Source organism: Microbacterium sp. SA156 (genome assembly GCF_049065455.1).
GTDB classification, from domain to species: domain Bacteria; phylum Actinomycetota; class Actinomycetes; order Actinomycetales; family Microbacteriaceae; genus Microbacterium; species Microbacterium barkeri.
On record NZ_JBAKGU010000019.1, the window covers coordinates 12,453 to 33,575 of the forward strand.

Consider the following 21,123-nt stretch of genomic DNA (forward strand, 5'->3'; position numbering starts at 1 on the left):
CATGAACCCGTTCGACATGATCGAGCTCCGCGGGCTCACCGCATTCGGGCGCCACGGCGTCTACGAGGCCGAGCGCGCGGAGGGGCAGGACTTCACCGTCGACCTGCGGCTGCACGTCGACACCGCCCGTGCCGCCGAGACCGACGACATCGCCGACACCGTGCACTACGGCGAGCTCGCCGAGAAGGTCGTCGCGATCGTCGAGGGCGAGCCCGTCGATCTCATCGAGACGCTCGCGCACCGCATCGCCGACGCGGTGCTCGAGGACGAGCGCGTGCACGGCGTCCTCGTCACCGTGCACAAGCCGCACGCGCCCATCCGCGCGCGCTTCTCGGATGTCTCGGTCACGGTGCACCGCCTGCGTCAGGAGCGCGCATGACCGCCGGCCGCCGCCCTGACCCGCCGCTGCGTCCCCTCGCGGCGCCGCCCGCGCCCCGACGCCGAGAGCCCGTGACCGCCGTCGTCGCGCTCGGCGCGAACCTCGGCGACCGTGCGGCGACCCTCGACGCGGCCGTGCGCGAGCTCGAGCGGCTGCCGCTCACGGATCGGGTGGTCTGCTCCTCCGCCCACGAGTCCGTCGCGGTCACGCTGGACGGCCCCGACGCCGAGGCGCCGGCGTACCTCAACGCGGTGGCGCTCGTGACGACGCGCCTCGCGCCGAGCGTGCTCCTCGGCTTCCTGCACGCGATCGAGGAGCGGCACGGGCGTGTGCGCCGCGAGCGCTGGGGCGACCGGACCCTCGACCTCGACCTCGTGGCCTACGGCGACGTCGTCTCCGACGACCCCCGGCTCACCATCCCGCACCCGCGGGCAGCCGAGCGCGACTTCGTGCTCGGCCCGTGGCTCGAGGTCGACCCCGACGCCGAGCTCCCGCGCGCCGGACGCGTCGACGCCCTTCTCGCGCGACTCCGCGGAGCCGCGCCGTGAGGCGGACGAGCCTCCTCGCGCTCCTCGTCGCCGCCCTGCTGGGCGGAGGCGGCGGCTTCCTGCTCGACCACCTCCTCACCTCGTCGGGGCGCTCGACGTTCGCGCCCTCGCTCATGCTGCCTGTGCTCCTCGTGCTCCTGGGCGCCCTGTGCCTCGCGCTCGCGTGGCCCGTGCGCCGCTCGGTGCGCGACCCCGACGCACCGCGCATCGACCCGTTCCGCGCACTGCGGATCGCGATGCTCTCGAAGTCGGCGAGCATCGTGGGTGCCGCGGTCACGGGCGCGGCGCTCGGCCTCCTCCTGTACGGCGCGACGCGTCCTGTGGCCCCCGCGCTAGGGTCGTTGGGGACGACCATCGCGAGCGCGATCGCGGGCGCACTGCTCGTGGGCGCGGCGCTGCTCGCAGAGCATTTCTGCACGCTGCCGAAGGATCCAGATGAGCGACAGCCCGACGACACCCCAGCCGGACTCGAACCAGACTGACCCCCAGACCCCGGCCCCGCTCACGCGCGCCGAGGCGCGCGCGGCCGCAGCCGCGCCATCCGCAGCCGCACCGGACGCAGCCGCGCCGGAGGTATCCGCCGGACCCGCACAGCCCGAGGTGCTCGACGCCGGCACCTTCACCGCGATCCGCGAGCCCCGCGGCGCCGGCCGACTCGCTCTCGACGGGGCGTGGCATCAGATCTCGCCCAAGTACGTCGTGTCTCAGCTCGTGCAGAACGCGATCTTCCTCGCGATCGTGTGGGCCGCGGCTTTCGTCGTGGCCGAGGTCGCGCGCCTGGGCATGTGGGCGTGGATCGTCGCGGGCGCGATCACGGTCGTCACGCTCCTGACCCTGATCGTGCTGCCGCGGCAGGCGCGCGCGCTCGGGTACATGCTGCGCGACGACGACATCGTGTTCCGCAAGGGCATCCTGTGGCAGCGGATGGTCGCGGTGCCCTACGGCCGCATGCAGCTCGTCGACATCACGCACGGGCCCATGGACCGCGCGTTCGGCATCGCCAAGCTCAAGATGGTGACCGCCGCCGCGACCACGGGCGTGGAGATCCCCGGGATCAGCCAGGCGGCGGCCGAGGCGCTGCGCGACACGCTCATCGAGGTCGCCGAGACCCGCAGGACCGGGCTGTGACCGGTCAGCCTCCCAGCGCGGCGGAGACGGCCGAGGCGCCCGTCCTGCCCGGCGGCGGTTCGTCGTCGCTCGCCGACGGCGCCTGGCACCGGCTCCACCCGCTCACGCCCCTGTTCAAGGGCGGGCTCGTGCTGCTCATCGTCGCGGGCATCGCGATCGGGAATGCGCGCGACCGGATCATCTTCTGGGTCGTCTCCCTCTTCACCCCCGAGGAGGCGCACGTCGAGGACTACGCGGGAGGGGACCCCTTCGACTGGGTGCTCGCGAACAACCTCATCCTCGTGGCGCTCCTCGCCCTCGTGGGCGTGCTCGCGGTGCTCGTCCTCGCGTTCTGGCTCGTCTGGCGGTTCCAGCAGTTCCGGATCACCGACGAGCACGTCGAGGTGCGCAAGGGCATCGTGTTCCGCTCGCACCGGCGGGCCCCGCTCGACCGCGTGCAGGGCGTGAACCTCACGCGCCCGTTCCCCGCGCGCCTCATCGGGATGGCCAAGCTCGAGGTCGTCGGCGCGGGCACCGACGCGAACGTCGCCCTCGAGTACCTCGCCACCCCGCGCGCGGAGGCCGTGCGCGCCGACATCCTCCGCCTCGCCTCGGGAGCGCGGGCCGCGCGGGAGGCCGCGCGCACCGGGCAGCCGGCGCCGCGCCCCGGTGCACGCGGACAGCTCGTCGGACACCTCAACGACGGCGTGAGCGGCCTCATCGAGGGAGTCGACCTCTCCGACGTCGCGCCCGAGAGCGTCGTCAAGATCCCCACGGGCCGCCTCATCGGCTCGCAGGTGATCAGCGGCGTGCTGTGGCTGGTGTTCTTCGGCCTCCTGTTCGCCGTCGTCATGGCCGTCCTGCTCCCGATCGCCCTGGCGGACGGCGAGGGGCTCATCGTGCTCCTCGGCGCGGGCCTCGGCACCGGCATCCCGCTCGTCCTCACGGCGGTCGCGATCACGTGGGCGCAGATCTCGAAGTCGCTGCGCTACGCGATCGCCCCGACGCCCGACGGCGTCCGCATCACCTACGGCCTGCTCACCACGGTCACCGAGACGCTCCCTCCGGGCCGCATCTTCGCGGTCGAGGTCTCGCAGTCGCTCCTGTGGCGGCCGTTCGGATGGTGGACCATCAAGATCAACCGGATGTCCGGCAAGAGCGCCGCGCAGCAGCAGTCCGGCAGCGCGCAGCAGTTCAACGTCGTCCTGCCGGTCGGCAAGCGCGCCGACGTCGAGCGCGTGCTCGCGCTCATCCTCCCCGACGCCCCGGTCGAGGATCTCCCGCTCGTCTGGGAGCACGGCATCCTCGGCCCGATCGAGGGCGACCCGTACCGCACGATGCCCGCGCGCGCCTGGTGGCGCCGCCCGGTCTCGTGGCGACGCCACGGATACGCGATCACCGACTTCGGCCTCCTGCTGCGGCGCGGGCGCGTCTGGCGCAAGCTCGCGATCTTCCCCCTCGCGCGGCTCCAGGGCGTCTCGATCGCGCAGGGCCCCGTCGACCGCCTGCAGCGCGTCGCATGGGGGCAGGCGCACACGGTCGCCGGGCCCATCTCCGGCCAGGTCGTCGGCCTCGAGCGCGACGACGCCATCGCGCTCCTGCAGCGCGCGAGCCGCGGGGCGGTCGAGGCGGCGTCGCGCGATCACACGCATCGCTGGGGCGAGAGGTAGGGCGCGTGCGACGAGACGGACGTCTGGGGGTCGGCATCATCGGGGCCGGTCGGGTCGGCCCCGTGATCGGCGCCGCGCTCGCGGGCGCGGGGCACGCCATCGCCGGCATCACCGGCGGATCCGACGACGATCGCGCGTCGGCCGTGCTGCCCGACGTGCCGGTGCTCGACCCGCTCGAGGTGGTGCGCCGGTCGGAGCTCGTGGTCCTGGCCGTTCCGCGCGCTGAGCTGCCCGGCCTCGTGCAGGGGCTCGCCGACATCGGCGCGTGGCAGATGGGGCAGCTCGTCCTGCACACGGACGCGTCGTTCGGCATCGAGGTGCTCCGCCCCGCGGCCGAGAAGGGCGCCATCCCGCTCGCCGTGCATCCCGCGATGGCGTTCACCGGGACGACGATCGACCTCCGTCAGCTCGCCGCCTCGTACGCCGCCGTCACGGCGCCGCCGGCCGTGCTGCCGATCGCGCAGGCGCTCGCGGTCGAGCTCGGCTGCGAGCCCGTCGTCGTCGCGGAGGACGACCGGCCCGCCTACGCCGAGGCGATCGAGACGGCGTCGGCGTTCTCGCGTCAGATCGTGCACCAGGCAACGGGCCTGCTCCGGGGGATCGGCGTCGAGAACCCGGGCGGCTACCTCTCCGCGCTCGTGCGCTCGACGGTCGACCAGGCGCTCACCGAGGCGACCCCGGCCATCCCCGATCTGCCGCCCGAGGACTGAGCCCGCCCGCAGGGAGCGCCGAGGCCTGCTGACTAGACTTGACGGCAGACTTTCCTGAGGAGCTTTTGCATGTCTGAGACGCCCGCCGAGAACGCCCCCGAGACCGAGGAGGATGTGTTCGAGCAGAAGGCGGTGCGCCTCGCCAAGCGCGAGCGCCTGATCGCCGAGCGCGCCTCCGCCGCGGGCGGCGCCTACCCGGTCACCGTGCCTGTCACGACGACGATCCCGGCGCTGCGCGCGGAGTACGGCGACCTCGAGCCGGGTGCCGAGACGGGCGTGACCGCGGGCGTGGCCGGCCGCGTCGTGTTCAGCCGCAACACGGGCAAGCTCTGCTTCGCGAGCCTGCAGTCGGGCGATGGATCGCGGATCCAGGCGATGGTCTCCCTCGCGAACGTCGGCGACGAGTCGCTCGCGCGCTGGAAGGAGCTCGTCGACCTCGGCGACCACGTGTTCGTGACGGGCGAGGTCATCTCGAGTCGCCGCGGAGAGCTCTCGATCATGGTGACGGACTGGCAGATCGCCGCCAAGGCCGTGCTGCCGCTGCCGAACATGTACACGGAGCTCAGCGAGGAGAGCCGCGTCCGCAGCCGGTTCCTCGACCTCATCGTGCGGGATCAGGCGCGCACGACCGTGCGGGCACGCGCCAAGGTGAACGCGAGCCTGCGCGCCACCTTCGAGCAGCACGACTTCGTCGAGGTCGAGACGCCCATGCTGCAGGTGCAGCCGGGCGGCGCGACCGCGCGCCCGTTCATCACGCACTCGAACGCGTTCGACACCGAGCTGTACATGCGCATCGCGCCCGAGCTCTACCTCAAGCGCGCGGTCGTCGGCGGCATCGACCGGGTGTTCGAGATCAACCGCAACTTCCGGAACGAGGGCGCCGACTCGACCCACAGCCCCGAGTTCGCGATGCTCGAGGCGTACCAGGCGTACACCGACTACAACGGCATCGCCGACCTCACGCAGGAGCTCATCCAGAACGCCGCGATCGCGGTCGCCGGCGACACGAAGGTGACGTGGGCCGACGGCACCGAGTACGACCTCGGCGGGCAGTGGGACCGCGTGCCCATGTACCCCTCGCTCTCGGAGGCCGCGGGCGTGGAGATCACGCCCGAGACCTCGCTCGACGAGCTCGTGAAGCTCGCCGAGGCGAACGGCGTGGACGTGCCCCCGCACGCGACCCACGGCAAGCTCGTCGAGGAGCTCTGGGAGCACTTCGTCAAGCAGCACCTCACGCGCCCCACGTTCGTGATGGACTTCCCCGTCGACACGAGCCCCCTCGTCCGCGAGCATCGCACGACACCCGGTGTCGTCGAGAAGTGGGACCTCTACGTGCGCGGCTTCGAGCTCGCGACCGGCTACTCCGAGCTCGTCGACCCGGTCATCCAGCGCGAGCGCTTCGTCGAGCAGGCGAAGCTCGCCGACCGCGGCGACGACGAGGCCATGCGCATCGACGAGGAGTTCCTCCGCGCGCTCGAGCACGGCATGCCGCCGACCGGCGGCATGGGCATGGGGATCGACCGCCTGCTCATGGCGATCACGGGGCTCGGCATCCGCGAGACCATCCTCTTCCCGCTCGTCAAGTAGCGTCACGGGCGCTCGAACGCCCACGGCGGCAGGTAGCTCGCCTCGAGCATCGACGCGATGATGCTCGCGAGGCCGTGCTCGGGGTCGATCTCGGCCACGAGGGCGACGTAGCGGGCCGCGTGCGTCGCCCGGCCGAGCGCCCAGCTGAGCCAGGCCGCCGCGACGAGCGGGCCCACGCGCGCCTCGCGCGGTGCGGCCGCCGCGAGCCTGCGGACGAGTTCGAGCGCGCGCTCGAGCCGGTCGGCGTCGGGTCGCGGGCCCTCGCCCATGAGGCGGACGGGGCCGGTCGGCTCGGCCCGGTGCCCCGCCCGCCAGCGCTCGTTGAAGGCCAGCGTCTCGTACCCCTCCTCGATGTCGGCGCTCCACTGCGAGAGCGCGACGTCGCGGAAGAACGGGCGGTTGAGCGCCCACGCGACCGCGCCGGCGAGGTACGGCTCGAGGGCCTCGACATCCCAGGCCAGGCTCTCCTCGAACACCTCGGGGATCTGCCCGAGGAGGCATGCGGTCGCGAGCGCGCGCGGATGGATGCCGGCGATGCCGCTCTCGTCGCCGTCGCTGCCGAGGGCCGCGCACGCGCGGTCGATCTCGGCGAGCGCGCGGCCCAGGCGCTCCTTCTCAGCGAGGTCGCATGCGGGCAGCTCGGCGCCGTCGCCCTGATCGGCCCGCACGGGTGTCGGCTCGACACCCTCGGGCAGCGCTCCCTCGAACGCGATCTCGTCGAGGGGGCGCCCGTGCTCGGGTGAGGGATCGTCGAGGTACGAGCCCCAGCCGTCGGCCGCGACGCACAGCGCGTCGACGACCTCGACGCCGCAGTGGTCGGCGCGCTCGCGGAGGTAGCCCATGAACCCCTCGAACGCGATCGCACCGTCGCGGTCGACGAACGGGTCGTCGGTGTACACGACCGCAGCGAAGCGCCCGGCGTCGGGCAGGCGGCACACGATGCCGAGCGCGGTCGCGGCGACCTCTCCCCACGCCTCCTCGTCCTGCGGGAGGTCGAGCCGTGCGACGCCGGCGGTGCGGCCGTCGACGATGGGGACCACGACGAGGCTGAGGCGGGGCACGTAGCCGCACACGTGGGGGAGGACCGAGAGGAACTTCTGCGCGGATCGCGCGGGGATGATCGTCGTCATGCTCCGAGGCTCGCGCGCCGGGTGGCCGCGGACCCCGATCCGCCGGGTGCTGTGGAGGCCCGAGCGGAGCGTCGCGGTGCTGTGCACGCGGCGTCGATCCGCTCACGCCCGGGTTTCTCTCGACCACGCCTCGTAGGATGGGCCCGTGGACAGTTTCTGGGTGGCGGCGCTGTGGTCGCTCGCGCCCACCGTGGCGATCGCGATCGTGTTCTGGCTCATCCTCCGGAACATCCTCCGATTCGACCGCACCGAGCGCCGCACGTACGCCGCGATCGAGGCCGAGGAGCGCGCCAAGCGCGGACTCCCGCCGCGCGCGGACGGCGAAGCGGGCTAACGCCCGGCCGCGCGGCCTGTCAAGGCACTCCCGCGCGGGCCGTGTGCACGCGACCCTGGAGGCCATGTTCATCGGCTACCACGCGTCGCACGAGCAGCTCGCCCCGAGCGAGCTGCTGTCGTCCGTCCAGCTCGCCGAGCGCGTCGGCTTCCACGGCGCCATGTGCTCCGACCATCTCGCGCCGTGGGGCGTCGCGCAGGGGCACTCGGGGTACGCGTGGTCGTGGCTCGGCGCCGCGCTCGCGCTCACGCGCTTCGGCTTCGGCGTCGTCACGGCGCCGGGCCAGCGCTACCACCCTGCCGTCGCCGCGCAGGCGATCGCGACCCTCGCCGAGATGTTCCCCGGGCGGTTCTGGGCCGCTCTCGGCAGCGGAGAGCTGGTGAACGAGCACGTCACGGGCGATCCGTGGCCCGAGAAGGGCGAGCGCGACCGGCGTCTCGACGAGAGCGCGTCGGTCATCCGCCGCCTCCTGCACGGGGAGCGCGTCGACCACGACGGCGCCGTCCGCGTGCACGACGCACGCGTGTGGAGCCTGCCCACCGCGCCGCCCCTGCTCGTCGGGGCCGCGATCTCCCCCGGCACGGCCGAACGGGTCGCGGCCTGGGCGGATGGCCTCATCACGACCGGCACGGACGCCGCGGCGCTCGCGGACGCGATCGGCGCCTACCGCGCGGCCGGAGGGCGGGGCGAGGTGAGCCTCCAGGTGCACCTGAGCATCGCGCGGACCGCCGACGACGCGGCGGCGCTCGCGCGCGACCAGTGGCGACATGGGGCCGTGACGCGCGTCTCGCCCTGGGATGTCGCGCAGCCCGAGGACTTCGACCGGCTCGCGGCGGAGTCCGACGCCGACCCCGCCGAGTCGGTCATCGCGGGGGTCGAGCCTCACGAGATCGCCGACCGGGTGCGCGCGCTGTGCGCCGGCGTCGACCGCGTCTACCTGCACCACATCGGGAAGGATCAGCGGCGGTTCGTGGAGGAGGACGCCCCCGCGCTCATCGCCGCGCTGGAGGAGGCCTCATGAGGCGGGAGAACATCGCGGACCTCTGGTGGCGGTCGTCGGTCATCTACTGCCTCGACGTCGAGACGTTCCTCGACGCGGACGGAGACGGCACGGGCGACCTGCAGGGGCTCGCGCGCGCGGTCGACTACATCGCCGATCTCGGGGCGGACGTCATCTGGCTCATGCCGTTCTACCCGACGCCGAACCGCGACGACGGCTACGACGTCACCGACTTCTACGGGGTCGACGCGCGCTACGGCACGCACGGCGACCTGCTCGAGGTCATCCGGCTCGCGCACGATCGCGGGATCCGCGTGATCGTCGACCTCGTCGTGAACCACACCTCCGACGAGCATCCGTGGTTCCAGTCCGCGCGCAGCTCCCGGAAGTCGCCCTACCGCGACTTCTACGTGTGGCGCGACGAGAAGCCCGAGAACGACGCCAACACGGTCTTCCCCGGCGAGGAGTCGAGCATGTGGGAGTGGGAGCCGCGCACGCGGCAGTACTTCCTGCACAGCTTCTACCGCCATCAGCCCGACCTGAACTTCGGGAACCCGCGCGTGCGCGACGAGATCGCGAAGGCGATCGCGTTCTGGCTGAGCCTCGGGATCGACGGCTTCCGCGTCGACGCCGTCCCGTTCCTCATCGACGTGCCGCACGAGGGCGTCGCCGATCCGCACGAGTACCTGCGCGACATCAAGCGCTTCCTGCGGCGGCGCTCGCCGCAGGCCGTCCTCCTCGGCGAGGTCGGTCTCGATCACGCGGGACAGGAGCCGTACTTCGGGGCCGGAGGCGACGAGCTCGATCTGCAGTTCGACTTCGAGACGAACGTCGCGATGTACCTCGCGCTCGTCCGCGAGGATCCCGAGCCGATCGTCCGCGCCATCCGGAGCCGCACGGCGCCCTCGTCCGACGTCGGCTGGGCGGTGTTCCTCCGCAACCACGACGAGCTCTCGCTCGAGCTGCTCGCCGAGGACGAGCGCGCCGAGGTGTTCGATGCGCTCGCGCCCGACGAGGATCAGCGGGTGTACGGGCGCGGCATCGTGCGGCGGCTCCCGCCCATGCTCGGCGGCGATCCGCGGCGCGTGCGACTCGCGTACAGCCTGATGTTCTCGCTGCCCGGCGCGACCGCGCTGCTCTACGGCGAGGAGATCGGGATGGGCGAGAACCCCGCGCTCGAGAAGCGCCGGGCCGTGCGCACGCCCATGCAGTGGACCGCGCAGGGCGGCTTCTCGACGGCGGAGGCGGCCGAGCTCGTCGCGCCGTTCCCCGAGGGCGGCTACGCGCCCGAGCACGTGAACGTCGCCGACCAGCGGCGCGACCCCACGTCGCTCCATCGCTTCATGCGGGCGATCATCGCGGCGTACCGGGCGACGCCCGCGATCTCGTGGGGCGCGTTCGAGGTGCTCGAGCACGACGCGCCGTCCGTCCTCGTCCACCGGATGCGCTCCGACGTGGGCGACGCGCTCTTCGCGCACAATCTCGGCGGAAGCCCGGCGACCGTGCGGATCCGCCTCGACGAGGCCGACGACGCGGTGCTCATCGACCTGCACGGCGAGAGCGCGCCGCTCGAGGTGAGCGACCCCCTCGAGCTCGCGCTCGACGGCTACGGGTACCGGTGGTTCCGGCTGCGCAGGGAGTCCGACATCGGCCCCGACGAGGCGGGGCCGACCGTGCGCGGGCACGCACCCTGAGCGCAGGGGTGCCCCGCACCCGCGGGGAGGAGCGGGCACGGGGCGGATGGCGTCAGAGCGAGATCTGCTCGACCGTCTCCCCGGTCTCGACGGGGGCCAGCGCGAGCGCGATGTCGGCCTGGCTGACGATGCCGACGAGGAGGTGGTCCTCGATGACGGGGAGCCTGCGCACCTGGTGGTCCTGCATGAGCGTGAGCGCGTCGCGGATGTCCTGATCCGCGTCGACCGTCACGGGCTTGCCCTCGGCGAGCTCTCCCGCGGTCGTCGTGGCCGGGTCCGCTCCCTTCGCGAGGCCCTTCACGACGATGTCCCGGTCGGTCAGCATGCCCTTGAGCTTCCCGTCGTCGCCGCAGATCGGCAGCGAGCCGACGTCGAGGTCGGCCAGCAGCCGCGCCGCCTCGGTGAGGGACTCGTGCTCGCCGACGCAGCGCGGCGACGGGGTCATGATGTCGCGTGCCGTGGTCATGATGTCTCCTCTCTCTTCTCATTCCGTGTTCGCGGGCGACGATACGAGGCGCGAGAGCGCCGGGCAGGGCGGTTGACAGATCCGGATCGCGTGATCTCGCGACGAGCATCCCGCGCCGCCCGCGCGCAACCCCCTGTCGCGGGCCCGCGGCCGCGGATACTGTCGCGCCATGACCGTCACACTGACCGGCCTCGCGACCGTCGTGCCGCCGACCGTGCTCCATCAGGACGAGGTGAGGGAGGTGTTCGCGGCGCAGCCGGGGCTCACCCGCCTCTCGCAGCGGATCGTCAGCACGTCGTTCGGCGTCTCGGGCATCGAGCGCCGCTACACCGTTCTCACCGAGCTCGGCGACCGCACGGCCGAGCCGGGCGCCGAGCGCCGCTTCTACGACCCGACCACGGGCGAGCTCGCCTCTCCCGGCACGAAGCTGCGCAACGACATCTACGCGGTCGAGGCGAGCCGTCTCTACGTCGAGGCCGGCCGCGCCGCGCTCGCGCAGCAGGAGGACTTCTCGGCCGACGACGTCACGCACGTCATCACGGTGTCGTGCACGGGGTTCTACGCGCCCGGGCCCGACTTCGTCGTGGCGCGCGACCTGGGCCTCCCGGCCGACGTCCAGCGCTTCCACCTGGGCTTCATGGGCTGCTACGCGTCCCTCCCCGCGCTGCGGCTCGCGAGCCAGCTCGCGCAGGCCGACCCCGACGCCGTCGTCCTCGTGATCAGCGTCGAGCTGTGCACGCTGCACCTGCGGACCTCGAACGACCCCGACACGATCGTCGCGACGTCGCTCTTCGGCGACGGAGCCGGGGCGGCGCTCGTCACCTCCCGTCCCGTGTCGGCCCACGAGCCCGGCTTCGAGCTCGAGCGCTTCGCGTCGCGCGTCGCGCCCGAGGGCGAGAGCGACATGGCGTGGCGCATCGGCGACCACGGCTTCGAGATGGTCCTGTCGAACGCGGTCCCCGCGATCCTCGGGCAGCACGTGACGGGAGCCGTCCGTCCGCTCTTCGCGCCCGAGCCCCGTCTCGAGCGCGCTCTCGACGAGCGGCGGGCGGGCGAGGCCATCCCGCACTGGGCCATCCATCCCGGCGGCCGGAGCATCCTCGACAAGGTGGAGTCGGCGCTCGAGCTGAGCGAGGCGCAGCTGCTGCCCGCGCGCGCCACGCTGCGCGACTTCGGCAACATGTCGAGCGCCACAGTGCTCTTCGTGCTCCGGCACATCCTCGACTCGCCCGCCGCATCGGCCGGCGAGCGCGTCGTCGCGATGGCGTTCGGCCCCGGCCTCACGGTCGAGTCGGCGCTGCTCACCCTGCGGGGCTCGTGATGCCGGGGCGGCTCGCCGTGCGCGACGCCGTCGCGACCGAGCGGATGGACGACCCGCACTGCGACCCCGACCGGCTCGCGCGGACGTACGCGCGCTTCGGCCTCGTCAACGCGGTCGTCGCGTCGCCGCGAGCGACGTACCGCCGCTGGATCGCGCCGCGCCTGAGGCAGGGCGACGTGCGCCTCCTCGACATCGGCACGGGCGGGGCCGACTTCCCTCACGCGGTGTGCCGATGGGCGCGCCGCGAGCGCGGCCGGCTCGACGTGCTCGCGATCGACCCCGACCCGCGCGCGTTCGCGTTTGCGGCGCGTGGTCCTCGGGGGCGCGGGCTGCGGGTGCGGCAGATGGATGCGGCGGCCGTGATCGCGACCGGTGAGCGCTTCGACGTGGTCGTGTCCAACCACGTGCTCCACCACCTCTCCGACGCGGAGGTCACCGCGCTCCTCGAGGAGTCCGCGCAGCTGCTGCGGCCGGGCGGCGTCGCCGTCCACCGCGACATCGAGCGCTCGCGGGGTGCGTACCTCGCGTTCTGGATCGGGACGCTGCCCTTCGTGCCGTTCGTCCTGCGGGGCACGTTCCTGCGCGAGGACGGTCTCACGTCGATCCGCCGCAGCCGGACGGCGCGCGAGCTCGCGCAGCTCGTCCCGACGGGCTGGCGCGTGGAGAGGGGATGGCCCGCGCGCGTCGAGGCGGTGCGCGAGGCATGACGCGCGTGCACGACGCCGCGATCGTCGGCGCGGGGCCGGTGGGCCTGCTCGTCGCCGCGTTGCTCGCGCAGGGCGGCGCCGACGTCGTCGTCCTCGAGCGGGCGCAGGCGCCATCCGCCAGCACGCGCGCGATCGGCATCCATCCGCCCGGGCTCKCGGCGCTCGACGCGGCGGGCGTCGGCGACCGCGTCCGCGGCGAGGCGGCGCTCGTGCGCGGCGGCGAGGCGCTCCGCGACGGCCGGATGCTCGGCGCGCTCGCGTTCGACGAGCCCGTCCGCACCCTCCCTCAGCACCGCACGGAGGCCATCCTCGTGCAGCGCCTGCGCGCGCTCGCCCCCGACGCGCTCCGGCGCGGCGAGAGCGTGCGGGGCCTGCGCTCCGTCGCGGGCGGCGTCGAGCTGCGGACGGATGGCGGCATCGTGCGCGCCCGCGCGGTCGTCGGCGCCGACGGCACGCGCAGCGCGGTCCGCACGGCCGCGGGGATCGGGTGGGAGCGCCGCGATCCCGACACGCGGTGGGTCATGGCCGACGCCGACGACACGACGGGGCGCCCCGAGACGGCGCTCCTCCACCTCGAGCGCGACGGCGTCGTGGAGTCGTTCCCGCTCCCGGGCGGCCGACGCCGATGGGTCGTGCGCGTCGACGACAGCGCGGGACCGGAGACGGCGGCGGGCTTCGCGGCTCTCGTGCGCGAGCGCGTGGGCGTCGACCTCGAGGGGCTGGAGGAGCCGAGCCGATTCGCCGCGCGGCAGCGGATGGCGCGCGCGTTCGCGCGGGGACGGATCGCGCTCGCGGGCGATGCGGCGCACGAGATCAGCCCGATCGGCGGGCAGGGGATGAATCTCGGATGGCTCGACGCGCTCGCACTCGCCGAGGCCTTCGCCGCGGCCCGCGCGCGGGGAGCCGAGGGGGAGGAGCCCTGGGCGGGCTGGGCGGAGGAGCGCAGGGCCGCCGCGCGCCGCGCCATGCGCCGAGCCCGCTTCAACATGGCGATGGGCGCGCCTCGCGACGGCGCGGCGCTCGCGGTGCGCGACGTCGCCGTGCGCGCGCTCTCATCCGCGCCCTTCCGCCAAGCGCTCAGTGCGGCCTTCACGATGCGCGGACTCTGACGCGGCGGCGCGGTGTCAACCCCCTGCCGCGGGTGCGCCGTGCGCGGTTGCCTGGGGGAACGGCAATCACAGCAGAGGAGACACAAGAATGAGCGACAGAACCGTGAACAGGGTCCGGTACGCCGGCACGGCCATCCAGAAGGCCGCGCTCGTGTTCGGCATCGTGTTCCTGCTCGTCGGCATCGCCGGGTTCATCCCCGGGATCACGACGGGGACCGACCAGCTCGAGTTCGCCACGCACACGTCCGGCGCGATGCTGCTGGGGATCTTCCAGGTCTCGGTCCTGCACAACCTCGTCCACGTCATGTTCGGCGTCGCGGGGCTCGCGCTCGCCGGGTCGACGCCGGGGTCGAAGGGCTACCTCATCGTGGGCGGCGCGCTGTACGCGGTGCTCTGGGTGTACGGCCTCGTCGTGCCGCACGACCACGCGGCGAACTTCGTCCCCCTCAACGCAGCGGACAACTGGCTCCACCTCGTCCTCGCGGTGGCGATGATCGCGCTCGGCGTCTTCCTCGGGCGGGACGCGCGCAACCGGGTCTGATGTCCAGGCACGCGCGAGCCGCCGTCCGCCGTGCGCGGGCGGCGGCTCGCGCGCTGTGCGCGGGGCTTGCGATTGGCGCGCTCCTCGCGGCGCCCGGATGCGGCCTGCGCGTTCCGGAGGACCCCGACGGCACGCTCGACCGCGTGATCGCGGACGGCGTGCTCGAGGTCGGGGCGACGGTCGAGGAGGGCCTCGTCGAGGAGGGGCCGGACGGCGCGGCGGAAGGGCCCCTCGCCGACCTCGCGGAGGGGTTCGCCGACGAGGTCGGGGCGCGCGTGGAGTGGACATGGGCGAGCGAGGAGTCCCTCGTGGGCCTGCTCGAGCGCGGGAGCATCGACCTCGCGGTCGGCGGCTTCACCGATCAGACGCCGTGGGTCGACCGCGTCGGCGTCACGCGCGGCTACCCCGGCGTGCCGGGCGCCGAGGGGCGGTCGATCGTCATGCTCGTCCCGCTCGGCGAGAACCGGCTCCTGTCGGCGCTCGAGAGCCACCTCGACGAGGAGGTCGGCGGATGAGCGAGACCTGGCGGCGCTTCGGCCGCGCCGACCTGCCGGATGAGCAGCGCGGCGCGCTGCGCAGCGCCGTCCGCTGGGAGATCTTCACGATCTGCTACACGACGGTCACGATCGCCCTCGTCGCCCTCGTGGTCGGCAACTCGCAGGCCATGCGGACCGCGTGGATCGAGGACATGCTGTCCCTCATCCCGCAGCTCGCCTTCCTCGTCGCCCTGCCGTTCGTGCGGAGCGCGCCCTCGCGCCGGTACCCCTTCGGCAAGCACCGGGCGATGGGCGTGGGCCACCTCGTGGCGGGCGTCGCCCTGCTCACGGTCGGCCTGAACCTCGCGGTCGAGGCCGTCGTCGGGCTCGTCTCTCAGGAGCATCCGACCATCGGCACGGTGCGGCTCTTCGGCCACACCGTCTGGCTCGGCTGGCTCATGGTGGCCGTGATGGTCGTCATCGTCGTCGGCCCGGTCTTCCTCTACGGCCCGGCCAAGGCGCGCCTCGCGCCTGTGCTCCACAACAAGCTGCTGTACGCCGACGCCGACATGGCGAAGGCCGACTGGCACACGAACGCGGCGTCGATCGTCGGCGTGCTCGGCGTCGGCATCGGCATCTGGTGGCTGGACGGCGCCGCGGCCCTCTTCATCTCCGTCGGCATCGTGTGGGACGGCGTGCGCAACACCCGCTCCGCGGTCGTCGACCTCATGGACCGCCGCGCGCTCACCTACGACGACGCGGCCCCGCATCCGCTCGCGGCCGCGGCCGTGACGCGGCTGCGCTCCCTGCGCTGGATCGAGGACGCCGCCGTGCGCGTGCGCGACCAGGGGCAGGTCCTCCACATCGAGGCCTTCGTCATCCCGCGTCGCGGCCGGGTCGCCGTCGACCGGCTCGTGCGCGCGTCGCAGGCCGTGGCGGCGCTCGACTGGAAGATCCGCGACGTGCAGGTCATCCCCGTCGACGTGCTCCCCGAGGAAGCCGACCCGGCGCGCTGAGTCGGCGCGGCGCGGGGCCTCGGTCCCCGCTTCGCTAGGCTGGCGGGGACGAGGAGGATGCCGATGGACTGGTGGGCGAATTCCGCGTTCTGGTTCGGTGTCTACACGGTCGTCGACATCATCGTCCGCATCCTCGCGCTCGTCGTCGTGCCCGGCAACCGCAAGCCGACCTCGGCGATGGCGTGGCTGCTCGCGATCTTCCTCCTGCCGATCCCGGGCATGCTGCTCTTCCTCCTCATCGGCAACCCGCGTCTGCCGCGCAAGCGCCGCAGGATGCAGACCGAGATCAACGCCGTGCTGCGCGAGGCGAACGAGCACCTCGAGCGCGGGACGCTGCGGCCGCACGAGCCGGAGTGGTTCACGTCCCTCGTCCGCATGAACCGCGAGCTCGGCGCCCTTCCGCTCTCGGGTGACAACGGCGTGCGCCTCGTCACGGGATACCAGGAGAGCCTCGACGAGATGGCCGAGGCCATCCGCTCGGCCCGGCGCTACGTGCACGTGGAGTTCTACATCCTCAAGTCGGACCGGTCGACGGAGAACTTCTTCCGCGCGCTCGAGGAAGCGTGCGCGCGCGGCATCCCCGTGCGCGTGCTCATGGACCACTGGGCGAACCTCTCCAAGCCGCTGCATCGCCGGACGCGCGACCGCCTCGAGCGGATGGGCGCGGACTGGCACTACCTCCTTCCGCTGCGGCCGCTTCACGGCCGCTGGCAGCGCCCCGACCTGCGCAACCACCGCAAGCTGCTCATCGTCGACGGCGAGGTCGCGTACCTCGGCTCCCAGAACGTCACGGACGCGAGCTACAACGTGCGCGCGAACATCAAGCGCGGCCTGCAGTGGGTCGACCTCATGGTGCGGCTCGACGGGCCCGTCGTCTCGAGCGTCGACGCGGTCTTCCTGAGCGACTACTACAGCGAGACCGGCGAGACGCCGGCGGGCGTCGACCTGCGCGAGATGGACGCCGGGTCGGGCGACCTCGACTGCCAGGTGGTGCCGTCGGGCCCCGGGTTCGAGGTCGAGAACAACCTGCGCCTGTTCCTCGGGCTCATGTACGCGGCGCAGGAGAAGATCATCATGATCAGCCCGTACTTCGTCCCCGACGAGGCGCTCATGCTCGCCGTCAGCGCGGCGGTCTCGCGGGGCGTCCGGGTCGAGCTCTTCGTGTCGGAGATCAGTGACCAGGCGATGGTGTTCCACGCGCAGCGGAGCTACTACGAGGCGCTGCTGCGGGCCGGCGTGCGGATCTACCTCTTCCCGCCGCCGTACATCCTGCACACGAAGACGCTCTCGATCGACGACGAGGTCGCCGTCATCGGATCGAGCAACATGGACATGCGCTCGTTCGGCCTCAACTTCGAGGTCTCGCTGCTCGTGCGCGGCGAGGAGTTCGTGCAGCAGCTGCGCCGCGTGGAGGACGACTACCGCGACCGCAGCACGCGGCTCTCGCTCGTGGACTGGGTGCGCCGGCCGTTCGGGAGCCGGGTGCTCGACAACCTCGCGCGGCTCACGTCAGCGCTGCAGTGATCGGTCAGAGCCGGTCGGTCGGGTGCCCCTTCGGCACGGCCATGAGCAGGGCGCCCTTCTCGATGCGGCAGTAGACGCGCGTCGCCTCGCCGAACTCGTCTCCGTCGAGCTCGACCGGCTGCACGTCGACCGACGCGGTCTCGATCCCCTCGCCGCGCAGGAACCGCACCGACGTGTCCCTGCGCCGCTCGACGACGCGGCGGCCGAGCCGAGAGCGCCGCAGGACGGAGTTATCCCACCACACCTTGCGGAAGACCCCGAGCCATCCGAAGGGGCCGGATGGCTGGATGATCGCGATGTCGAGCTGGCCGTCGGCGACCGAGGCGCCGGGGATGAGCTCGATGCCGGCCGGGAGCGCGCCGCAGTTCGCGAAGAGGACGCTCTGCACCTTGGCCGCGTGGAGGCGGCCGCCGTCGAGCTGGTACACGACGCGGAACGGCTCGGCGCCCGGGAGGGACCGCGCGGCGCCGTCGACGTAGGCGACCCAGCCGACCTGCTTCTTCAGCTTCGCGTTCGTGTTGGCGATCATCGCCGCATCGAGGCCGATGCCCGCCATCACGACGAAGGCGTGGTCCTCGACGGCGCCGTCGGGGCGGCGCAGCCGCGCGATGCCCAGGTCGATCGCGACCGTGTCGCCGTCGACCGCGGCCCGCACCATCTCTGCCGGGTCGGCGAGGGGGAGACGGAGGTTGCGCGCGAGGAGGTTGCCCGTGCCGCTCGGGACGATCGCGAGCCGCACCCCCGTCCCGTTCATCGCCTCGGCGACCGCGCGCACCGTGCCGTCGCCGCCCGCGACGAGCACGGCCGAGACGCCCTCCCTGAGCGCCCGTCGCGTCGCCTCCTGCCCCGGATCCTCGATCGTCGTCTCGAAGATGAGCGGCGGAAGCCATCCCGCCTCGTGGGAGACGAGCGCGACCGCCGACCGGAGGGCGTCGGACGAGGCGACCTTGACCGGGTTGTAGACCAGCGCGGCCCGCTGCGCGGAGGCGGCGGGGGCGGTCATGGTCACACTCTAAGGTGCGCTCTGCACCGGGGGCCGGACGGTCGGCCACTCCTCAGCGAGCAGGGCGTAGGTGAAGCCGTCGAGCCACTCGCCGGACCGGTGCAGGCTGCTTTTCAGACTGTGCTCTTCGCGCCGCATGCCGATGCGCTCCATGAGACGCCACGAGGGCTCGTTGTCGGCGAAGCACGCGGCGAGCACACGGCGTACGCCAATCGGGCCGAAGCAGAGATCGATCGCCGCTCGCACCGCCTCCGTCGCATAGCCTCGCCCGCCGTACGCGGGATGCAGCGTCCAGCCGAGCGAGGCCTGCGCTCCGCGCGCGGGAGCGGTGAGCTCGCGCTGAGACCAGGCGTCCTCGACTCGGAGCATCAGGTCTCCGACGACCTCTCCGTCGTCCGCCCGCTCGATGATGAGCGTGACCGCGAGCTTCGCAGGGTCCGTCATGATCGTGCGGAAGTCGTCGAGCGTCTCGGGGCCGGTCGTGATCCATTGCGAGACCTCCGGCAGGCGGCGGTGGCGCCAGAGCGCATCGACGTCGGCCTCGGCCGCTCTGCGCACGATCAGCCGCTCGGTGCGGACGGGCCAGGCCACGGAGTCGAGCGGGTCGCGCATGCTTCTCAGGATAGGGACGACAGCACCTCCGTCGCGGCGGCGAGCCCGGGCGCGCCCCGCGCCTAGACTCGTAGGGTGATCGACCCCGTACTCCTCCGCGAAGACCCCGAGCTCATCAAGCGTTCTCAGGTCGCGCGCGGCAGCTCGCCCGACACGGTCGACGCGGCCCTCGCCGCCGACGCGGCGCGCCGTGCGGCGATCACCGCGTTCGAGGAGCTGCGCGCCGAGCAGAACGCGTTCGGCAAGACCGTCGCGAAGGCCCCCAAGGACGAGAAGGCCGCGCTCGTGGCGCAGGCCAAGGAGCTCGCGGACCGCGTGAAGGCCGCCCAGGCCGCCGCGAACGACGCCGAGGCCGCGTTCCGCTCGGCGATGGACGCGATCCAGAACGTCGTCATCGAGGGCGTGCCGGAAGGCGGCGAGGACGACTTCGTCGAGCTGCGCCGCGTGGGCGAGATCCCCGCGTTCGACTTCGAGCCGCTCGATCACCTGGCGCTCGGCGAGAAGCTCGGCGCGATCGACATGGAGCGCGGCGCGAAGGTCTCGGGTGCGCGCTTCTACTTCCTCACGGGCATCGGCGCGCGCCTCGAGCTGGCGCTCATGAACTACGCGCTGAACACCGCCCTCGAGCACGGGTTCACGCCGATGATCACGCCGACGCTCGTGCGGCCCGACATCATGGCGGGCACGGGCTTCCTCGGCGCCCACGCCGACGAGATCTACCGGCTCGAGGAGGACGACCTCTACCTCGTGGGCACGAGCGAGGTCGCGCTCGCCGGGTACCACAAGGACGAGATCCTCGACCTGCAGGGCGGTCCGATCCGCTACGCCGGATGGTCCACGTGCTACCGCCGCGAGGCGGGCTCGCACGGCAAGGACACCCGGGGGATCATCCGCGTCCACCAGTTCAACAAGCTCGAGATGTTCGTCTACACGGCGCCCGAGGACGCGGAGGCCGAGCACGAGCGCCTGCTCGCGCTCGAGGAGCAGATGCTCACCTCGCTCGGCCTCGCGTACCGCGTCATCGACGTGGCGGCGGGCGACCTCGGCTCGAGCGCCGCGCGCAAGTTCGACACCGAGGCCTGGGTGCCAACGCAGGGCGCGTACCGCGAGCTGACGTCGACGTCGAACTGCACGACCTATCAGGCGCGCCGTCTCGACATCCGCCACCGCCCCGAGGGCGGCCGCACGCAGCACGTCGCGACGCTGAACGGCACGCTCGCGACGACCCGCTGGATCGTCGCGCTGCTCGAGACGCACCAGCGCGCCGACGGCTCGGTCGTCGTGCCCGAGCCGCTGCGCCCCTACCTCGGCGGCCTCGAGGTCATGGAGCCGATCGCGTGACGATCCCCGCGCCCGAGGAGGAGCGCCTCTTCATCGCGCTCGACATCGACGGAACGGTGCTGCTCGAGGACGGCTCGTACAGCCCCGGCGTCGAGGAGGCGGTCGCCGAGGCTGCCGAGCGCGGGCACCTCGTGACGCTCGCGACCGGGCGCAGCTGGGAGTCGACCCATCCCGTGATGACGCATCTCGGCATCCTGCCGCCGTACGTCGTGTGCGCGAACGGGGCGACGATCATGTCGCGCGACCCCGATGACCCGACCGGGTACATCCGCCACACGATCGAGACGTTCGATGCGACCGAGGCGCTGCGGTTCATCCGCGAGCACCTGCCCGGCGCGAACTACATGGTCGAGCTCGCCGACGGCACGCGCCTCTTCACGGAGTACATGGACGACTGGGACCTCAACCGCCCCGGCGCGCGCCACGTCGCGTTCGACGAGATGCTCGGCTTGCAGGTGACCCGCGTGGTCGTCGTCTCTCCCGAGCACGACGGCGACGAGTTCAACGCGTTCGTCGAGCGGATGGGGCTGCAGCAGGTGACCTACTCGGTCGGCTGGTCCGCGTGGCTCGACATCGCGCCGCAGGGCGTCAACAAGGCGACAGCGCTCGAGAAGGTGCGCGAGTGGCTCGAGATCGACCCCTCGCGCGTCGTCGCGATGGGCGACGGCCGCAACGACATCGAGATGCTCACCTGGGCGCACGAGGGCGGCGGTCGCGGCATCGCGATGGGCCAGGCGCCGGACGAGGTGCAGGAGTGCGCGACGCAGCTGACCCTGCCCGTCGAGGGCGGGGGAGTGGCCGCCGCGCTCTCGGAGCTGGGCGCCGCGACGTCCACGATCGCGTGAGGC

The 21,123-nt window shown here is 72.8% G+C and carries 23 protein-coding genes; 19 read left to right on the plus strand and 4 right to left on the minus strand.

Features of this window, described 5'->3' with window-relative positions:
* Window position 1: 1 nt before the first annotated feature.
* The 7 genes from folB to lysS all read left to right on the plus strand — a co-directional run bounded on the left by folB (window position 2) and on the right by lysS (window position 6,001).
* Window positions 2-379: a dihydroneopterin aldolase gene (folB, locus tag ACOWU6_RS14945; RefSeq protein ID WP_271174653.1), complete on the plus strand. Its 378-nt coding sequence runs from the start codon at window positions 2-4 to the stop codon at window positions 377-379.
* The gene (gene folK, locus ACOWU6_RS14950) at window positions 376-927 is read left to right on the plus strand and encodes a 2-amino-4-hydroxy-6-hydroxymethyldihydropteridine diphosphokinase (protein ID WP_282980427.1); all 552 of its coding nucleotides are present in this window, start codon (window positions 376-378) and stop codon (window positions 925-927) included. Before folB ends, folK begins: the two co-directional genes overlap by 4 nt.
* Entirely contained in the window at window positions 924-1,409 is a 486-nt protein-coding gene (locus tag ACOWU6_RS14955; protein WP_271174655.1) for a DUF3180 domain-containing protein, read from the plus strand. Before folK ends, ACOWU6_RS14955 begins: the two co-directional genes overlap by 4 nt.
* Before the next feature lie 118 nt (window positions 1,410-1,527).
* Window positions 1,528-2,055: a PH domain-containing protein gene (locus tag ACOWU6_RS14960; RefSeq protein ID WP_421076202.1), complete on the plus strand. Its 528-nt coding sequence runs from the start codon at window positions 1,528-1,530 to the stop codon at window positions 2,053-2,055.
* A complete protein-coding gene (locus ACOWU6_RS14965; protein ID WP_421076177.1) occupies window positions 2,052-3,704 on the plus strand; it encodes a PH domain-containing protein in 1,653 nt (550 codons plus the stop codon). Before ACOWU6_RS14960 ends, ACOWU6_RS14965 begins: the two co-directional genes overlap by 4 nt.
* A 5-nt stretch (window positions 3,705-3,709) precedes the next feature.
* A complete protein-coding gene (locus tag ACOWU6_RS14970) occupies window positions 3,710-4,414 on the plus strand; it encodes a DUF2520 domain-containing protein (protein WP_421076178.1) in 705 nt (234 codons plus the stop codon).
* A 69-nt stretch (window positions 4,415-4,483) separates the two neighbouring features.
* The gene (gene lysS / locus ACOWU6_RS14975) at window positions 4,484-6,001 is read left to right on the plus strand and encodes a lysine--tRNA ligase (protein ID WP_271174658.1); all 1,518 of its coding nucleotides are present in this window, start codon (window positions 4,484-4,486) and stop codon (window positions 5,999-6,001) included.
* Between the two features lie 2 nt (window positions 6,002-6,003).
* Here lysS and ACOWU6_RS14980 read toward each other — a convergent pair whose 3' ends face one another.
* On the minus strand, window positions 6,004-7,131 hold the full coding sequence (locus tag ACOWU6_RS14980) for a DUF4192 family protein (RefSeq protein ID WP_271174659.1): 1,128 nt from the start codon (window positions 7,129-7,131) through the stop codon (window positions 6,004-6,006).
* A gap of 145 nt (window positions 7,132-7,276) precedes the next feature.
* Here ACOWU6_RS14980 and ACOWU6_RS14985 point away from each other — a divergent pair, with 145 nt between their 5' ends.
* The 3 genes from ACOWU6_RS14985 to ACOWU6_RS14995 all read left to right on the plus strand — a co-directional run bounded on the left by ACOWU6_RS14985 (window position 7,277) and on the right by ACOWU6_RS14995 (window position 10,159).
* Window positions 7,277-7,465 carry a hypothetical protein gene (locus ACOWU6_RS14985; protein ID WP_271174660.1) on the plus strand — a complete coding sequence of 63 codons (189 nt, stop codon included), beginning with the start codon at window positions 7,277-7,279 and terminating at the stop codon, window positions 7,463-7,465.
* Between the two features lie 64 nt (window positions 7,466-7,529).
* Entirely contained in the window at window positions 7,530-8,486 is a 957-nt protein-coding gene (locus ACOWU6_RS14990) for a TIGR03557 family F420-dependent LLM class oxidoreductase (RefSeq protein WP_421076179.1), read from the plus strand.
* Entirely contained in the window at window positions 8,483-10,159 is a 1,677-nt protein-coding gene (locus ACOWU6_RS14995; RefSeq protein WP_421076180.1) for an alpha-amylase family protein, read from the plus strand. The genes ACOWU6_RS14990 and ACOWU6_RS14995 overlap by 4 nt, the downstream gene beginning before the upstream one ends.
* 52 nt (window positions 10,160-10,211) lie before the next feature.
* Here ACOWU6_RS14995 and ACOWU6_RS15000 read toward each other — a convergent pair whose 3' ends face one another.
* On the minus strand, window positions 10,212-10,625 hold the full coding sequence (locus ACOWU6_RS15000; RefSeq protein ID WP_271174663.1) for a CBS domain-containing protein: 414 nt from the start codon (window positions 10,623-10,625) through the stop codon (window positions 10,212-10,214).
* A gap of 169 nt (window positions 10,626-10,794) precedes the next feature.
* On the opposite strand from ACOWU6_RS15000, the gene ACOWU6_RS15005 reads away from it, so the two are divergent.
* The 7 genes from ACOWU6_RS15005 (at window position 10,795) to cls (ending at window position 17,319) form a co-directional block, all read left to right on the plus strand.
* Window positions 10,795-11,946 (plus strand): type III polyketide synthase, encoded by a 1,152-nt coding sequence (locus ACOWU6_RS15005; RefSeq protein WP_421076181.1) that lies wholly within the window; start codon window positions 10,795-10,797, stop codon window positions 11,944-11,946.
* A complete protein-coding gene (locus ACOWU6_RS15010) occupies window positions 11,946-12,653 on the plus strand; it encodes a methyltransferase domain-containing protein (protein WP_421076203.1) in 708 nt (235 codons plus the stop codon). Before ACOWU6_RS15005 ends, ACOWU6_RS15010 begins: the two co-directional genes overlap by 1 nt.
* The gene (locus ACOWU6_RS15015; RefSeq protein ID WP_421076182.1) at window positions 12,650-13,762 is read left to right on the plus strand and encodes an FAD-dependent oxidoreductase; all 1,113 of its coding nucleotides are present in this window, start codon (window positions 12,650-12,652) and stop codon (window positions 13,760-13,762) included. The genes ACOWU6_RS15010 and ACOWU6_RS15015 overlap by 4 nt, the downstream gene beginning before the upstream one ends.
* Before the next feature lie 88 nt (window positions 13,763-13,850).
* Window positions 13,851-14,303 (plus strand): DUF4383 domain-containing protein, encoded by a 453-nt coding sequence (locus tag ACOWU6_RS15020; RefSeq protein WP_421076183.1) that lies wholly within the window; start codon window positions 13,851-13,853, stop codon window positions 14,301-14,303.
* The gene (locus tag ACOWU6_RS15025; RefSeq protein WP_421076184.1) at window positions 14,303-14,818 is read left to right on the plus strand and encodes a hypothetical protein; all 516 of its coding nucleotides are present in this window, start codon (window positions 14,303-14,305) and stop codon (window positions 14,816-14,818) included. The genes ACOWU6_RS15020 and ACOWU6_RS15025 overlap by 1 nt, the downstream gene beginning before the upstream one ends.
* Window positions 14,815-15,795 (plus strand): cation transporter, encoded by a 981-nt coding sequence (locus ACOWU6_RS15030; RefSeq protein ID WP_421076185.1) that lies wholly within the window; start codon window positions 14,815-14,817, stop codon window positions 15,793-15,795. The genes ACOWU6_RS15025 and ACOWU6_RS15030 overlap by 4 nt, the downstream gene beginning before the upstream one ends.
* 63 nt (window positions 15,796-15,858) lie before the next feature.
* The gene (gene cls, locus ACOWU6_RS15035; RefSeq protein WP_271174669.1) at window positions 15,859-17,319 is read left to right on the plus strand and encodes a cardiolipin synthase; all 1,461 of its coding nucleotides are present in this window, start codon (window positions 15,859-15,861) and stop codon (window positions 17,317-17,319) included.
* Between the two features lie 4 nt (window positions 17,320-17,323).
* On the opposite strand, the gene ACOWU6_RS15040 is transcribed toward cls, so the two are convergent.
* Together ACOWU6_RS15040 and ACOWU6_RS15045 are read right to left on the minus strand one after the other, a co-directional pair.
* Window positions 17,324-18,322, minus strand: a complete 999-nt coding sequence (locus tag ACOWU6_RS15040; protein WP_271174670.1) for a diacylglycerol/lipid kinase family protein — start codon at window positions 18,320-18,322, stop codon at window positions 17,324-17,326.
* A 9-nt stretch (window positions 18,323-18,331) separates the two neighbouring features.
* Entirely contained in the window at window positions 18,332-18,934 is a 603-nt protein-coding gene (locus tag ACOWU6_RS15045; RefSeq protein ID WP_421076186.1) for a GNAT family N-acetyltransferase, read from the minus strand.
* A 75-nt stretch (window positions 18,935-19,009) separates the two neighbouring features.
* Here ACOWU6_RS15045 and serS point away from each other — a divergent pair, with 75 nt between their 5' ends.
* The gene (gene serS / locus ACOWU6_RS15050; RefSeq protein WP_271174671.1) at window positions 19,010-20,275 is read left to right on the plus strand and encodes a serine--tRNA ligase; all 1,266 of its coding nucleotides are present in this window, start codon (window positions 19,010-19,012) and stop codon (window positions 20,273-20,275) included.
* The gene (locus ACOWU6_RS15055; protein WP_421076187.1) at window positions 20,272-21,120 is read left to right on the plus strand and encodes an HAD-IIB family hydrolase; all 849 of its coding nucleotides are present in this window, start codon (window positions 20,272-20,274) and stop codon (window positions 21,118-21,120) included. The genes serS and ACOWU6_RS15055 overlap by 4 nt, the downstream gene beginning before the upstream one ends.
* The last annotated feature ends 3 nt before the right edge of the window (window positions 21,121-21,123 follow it).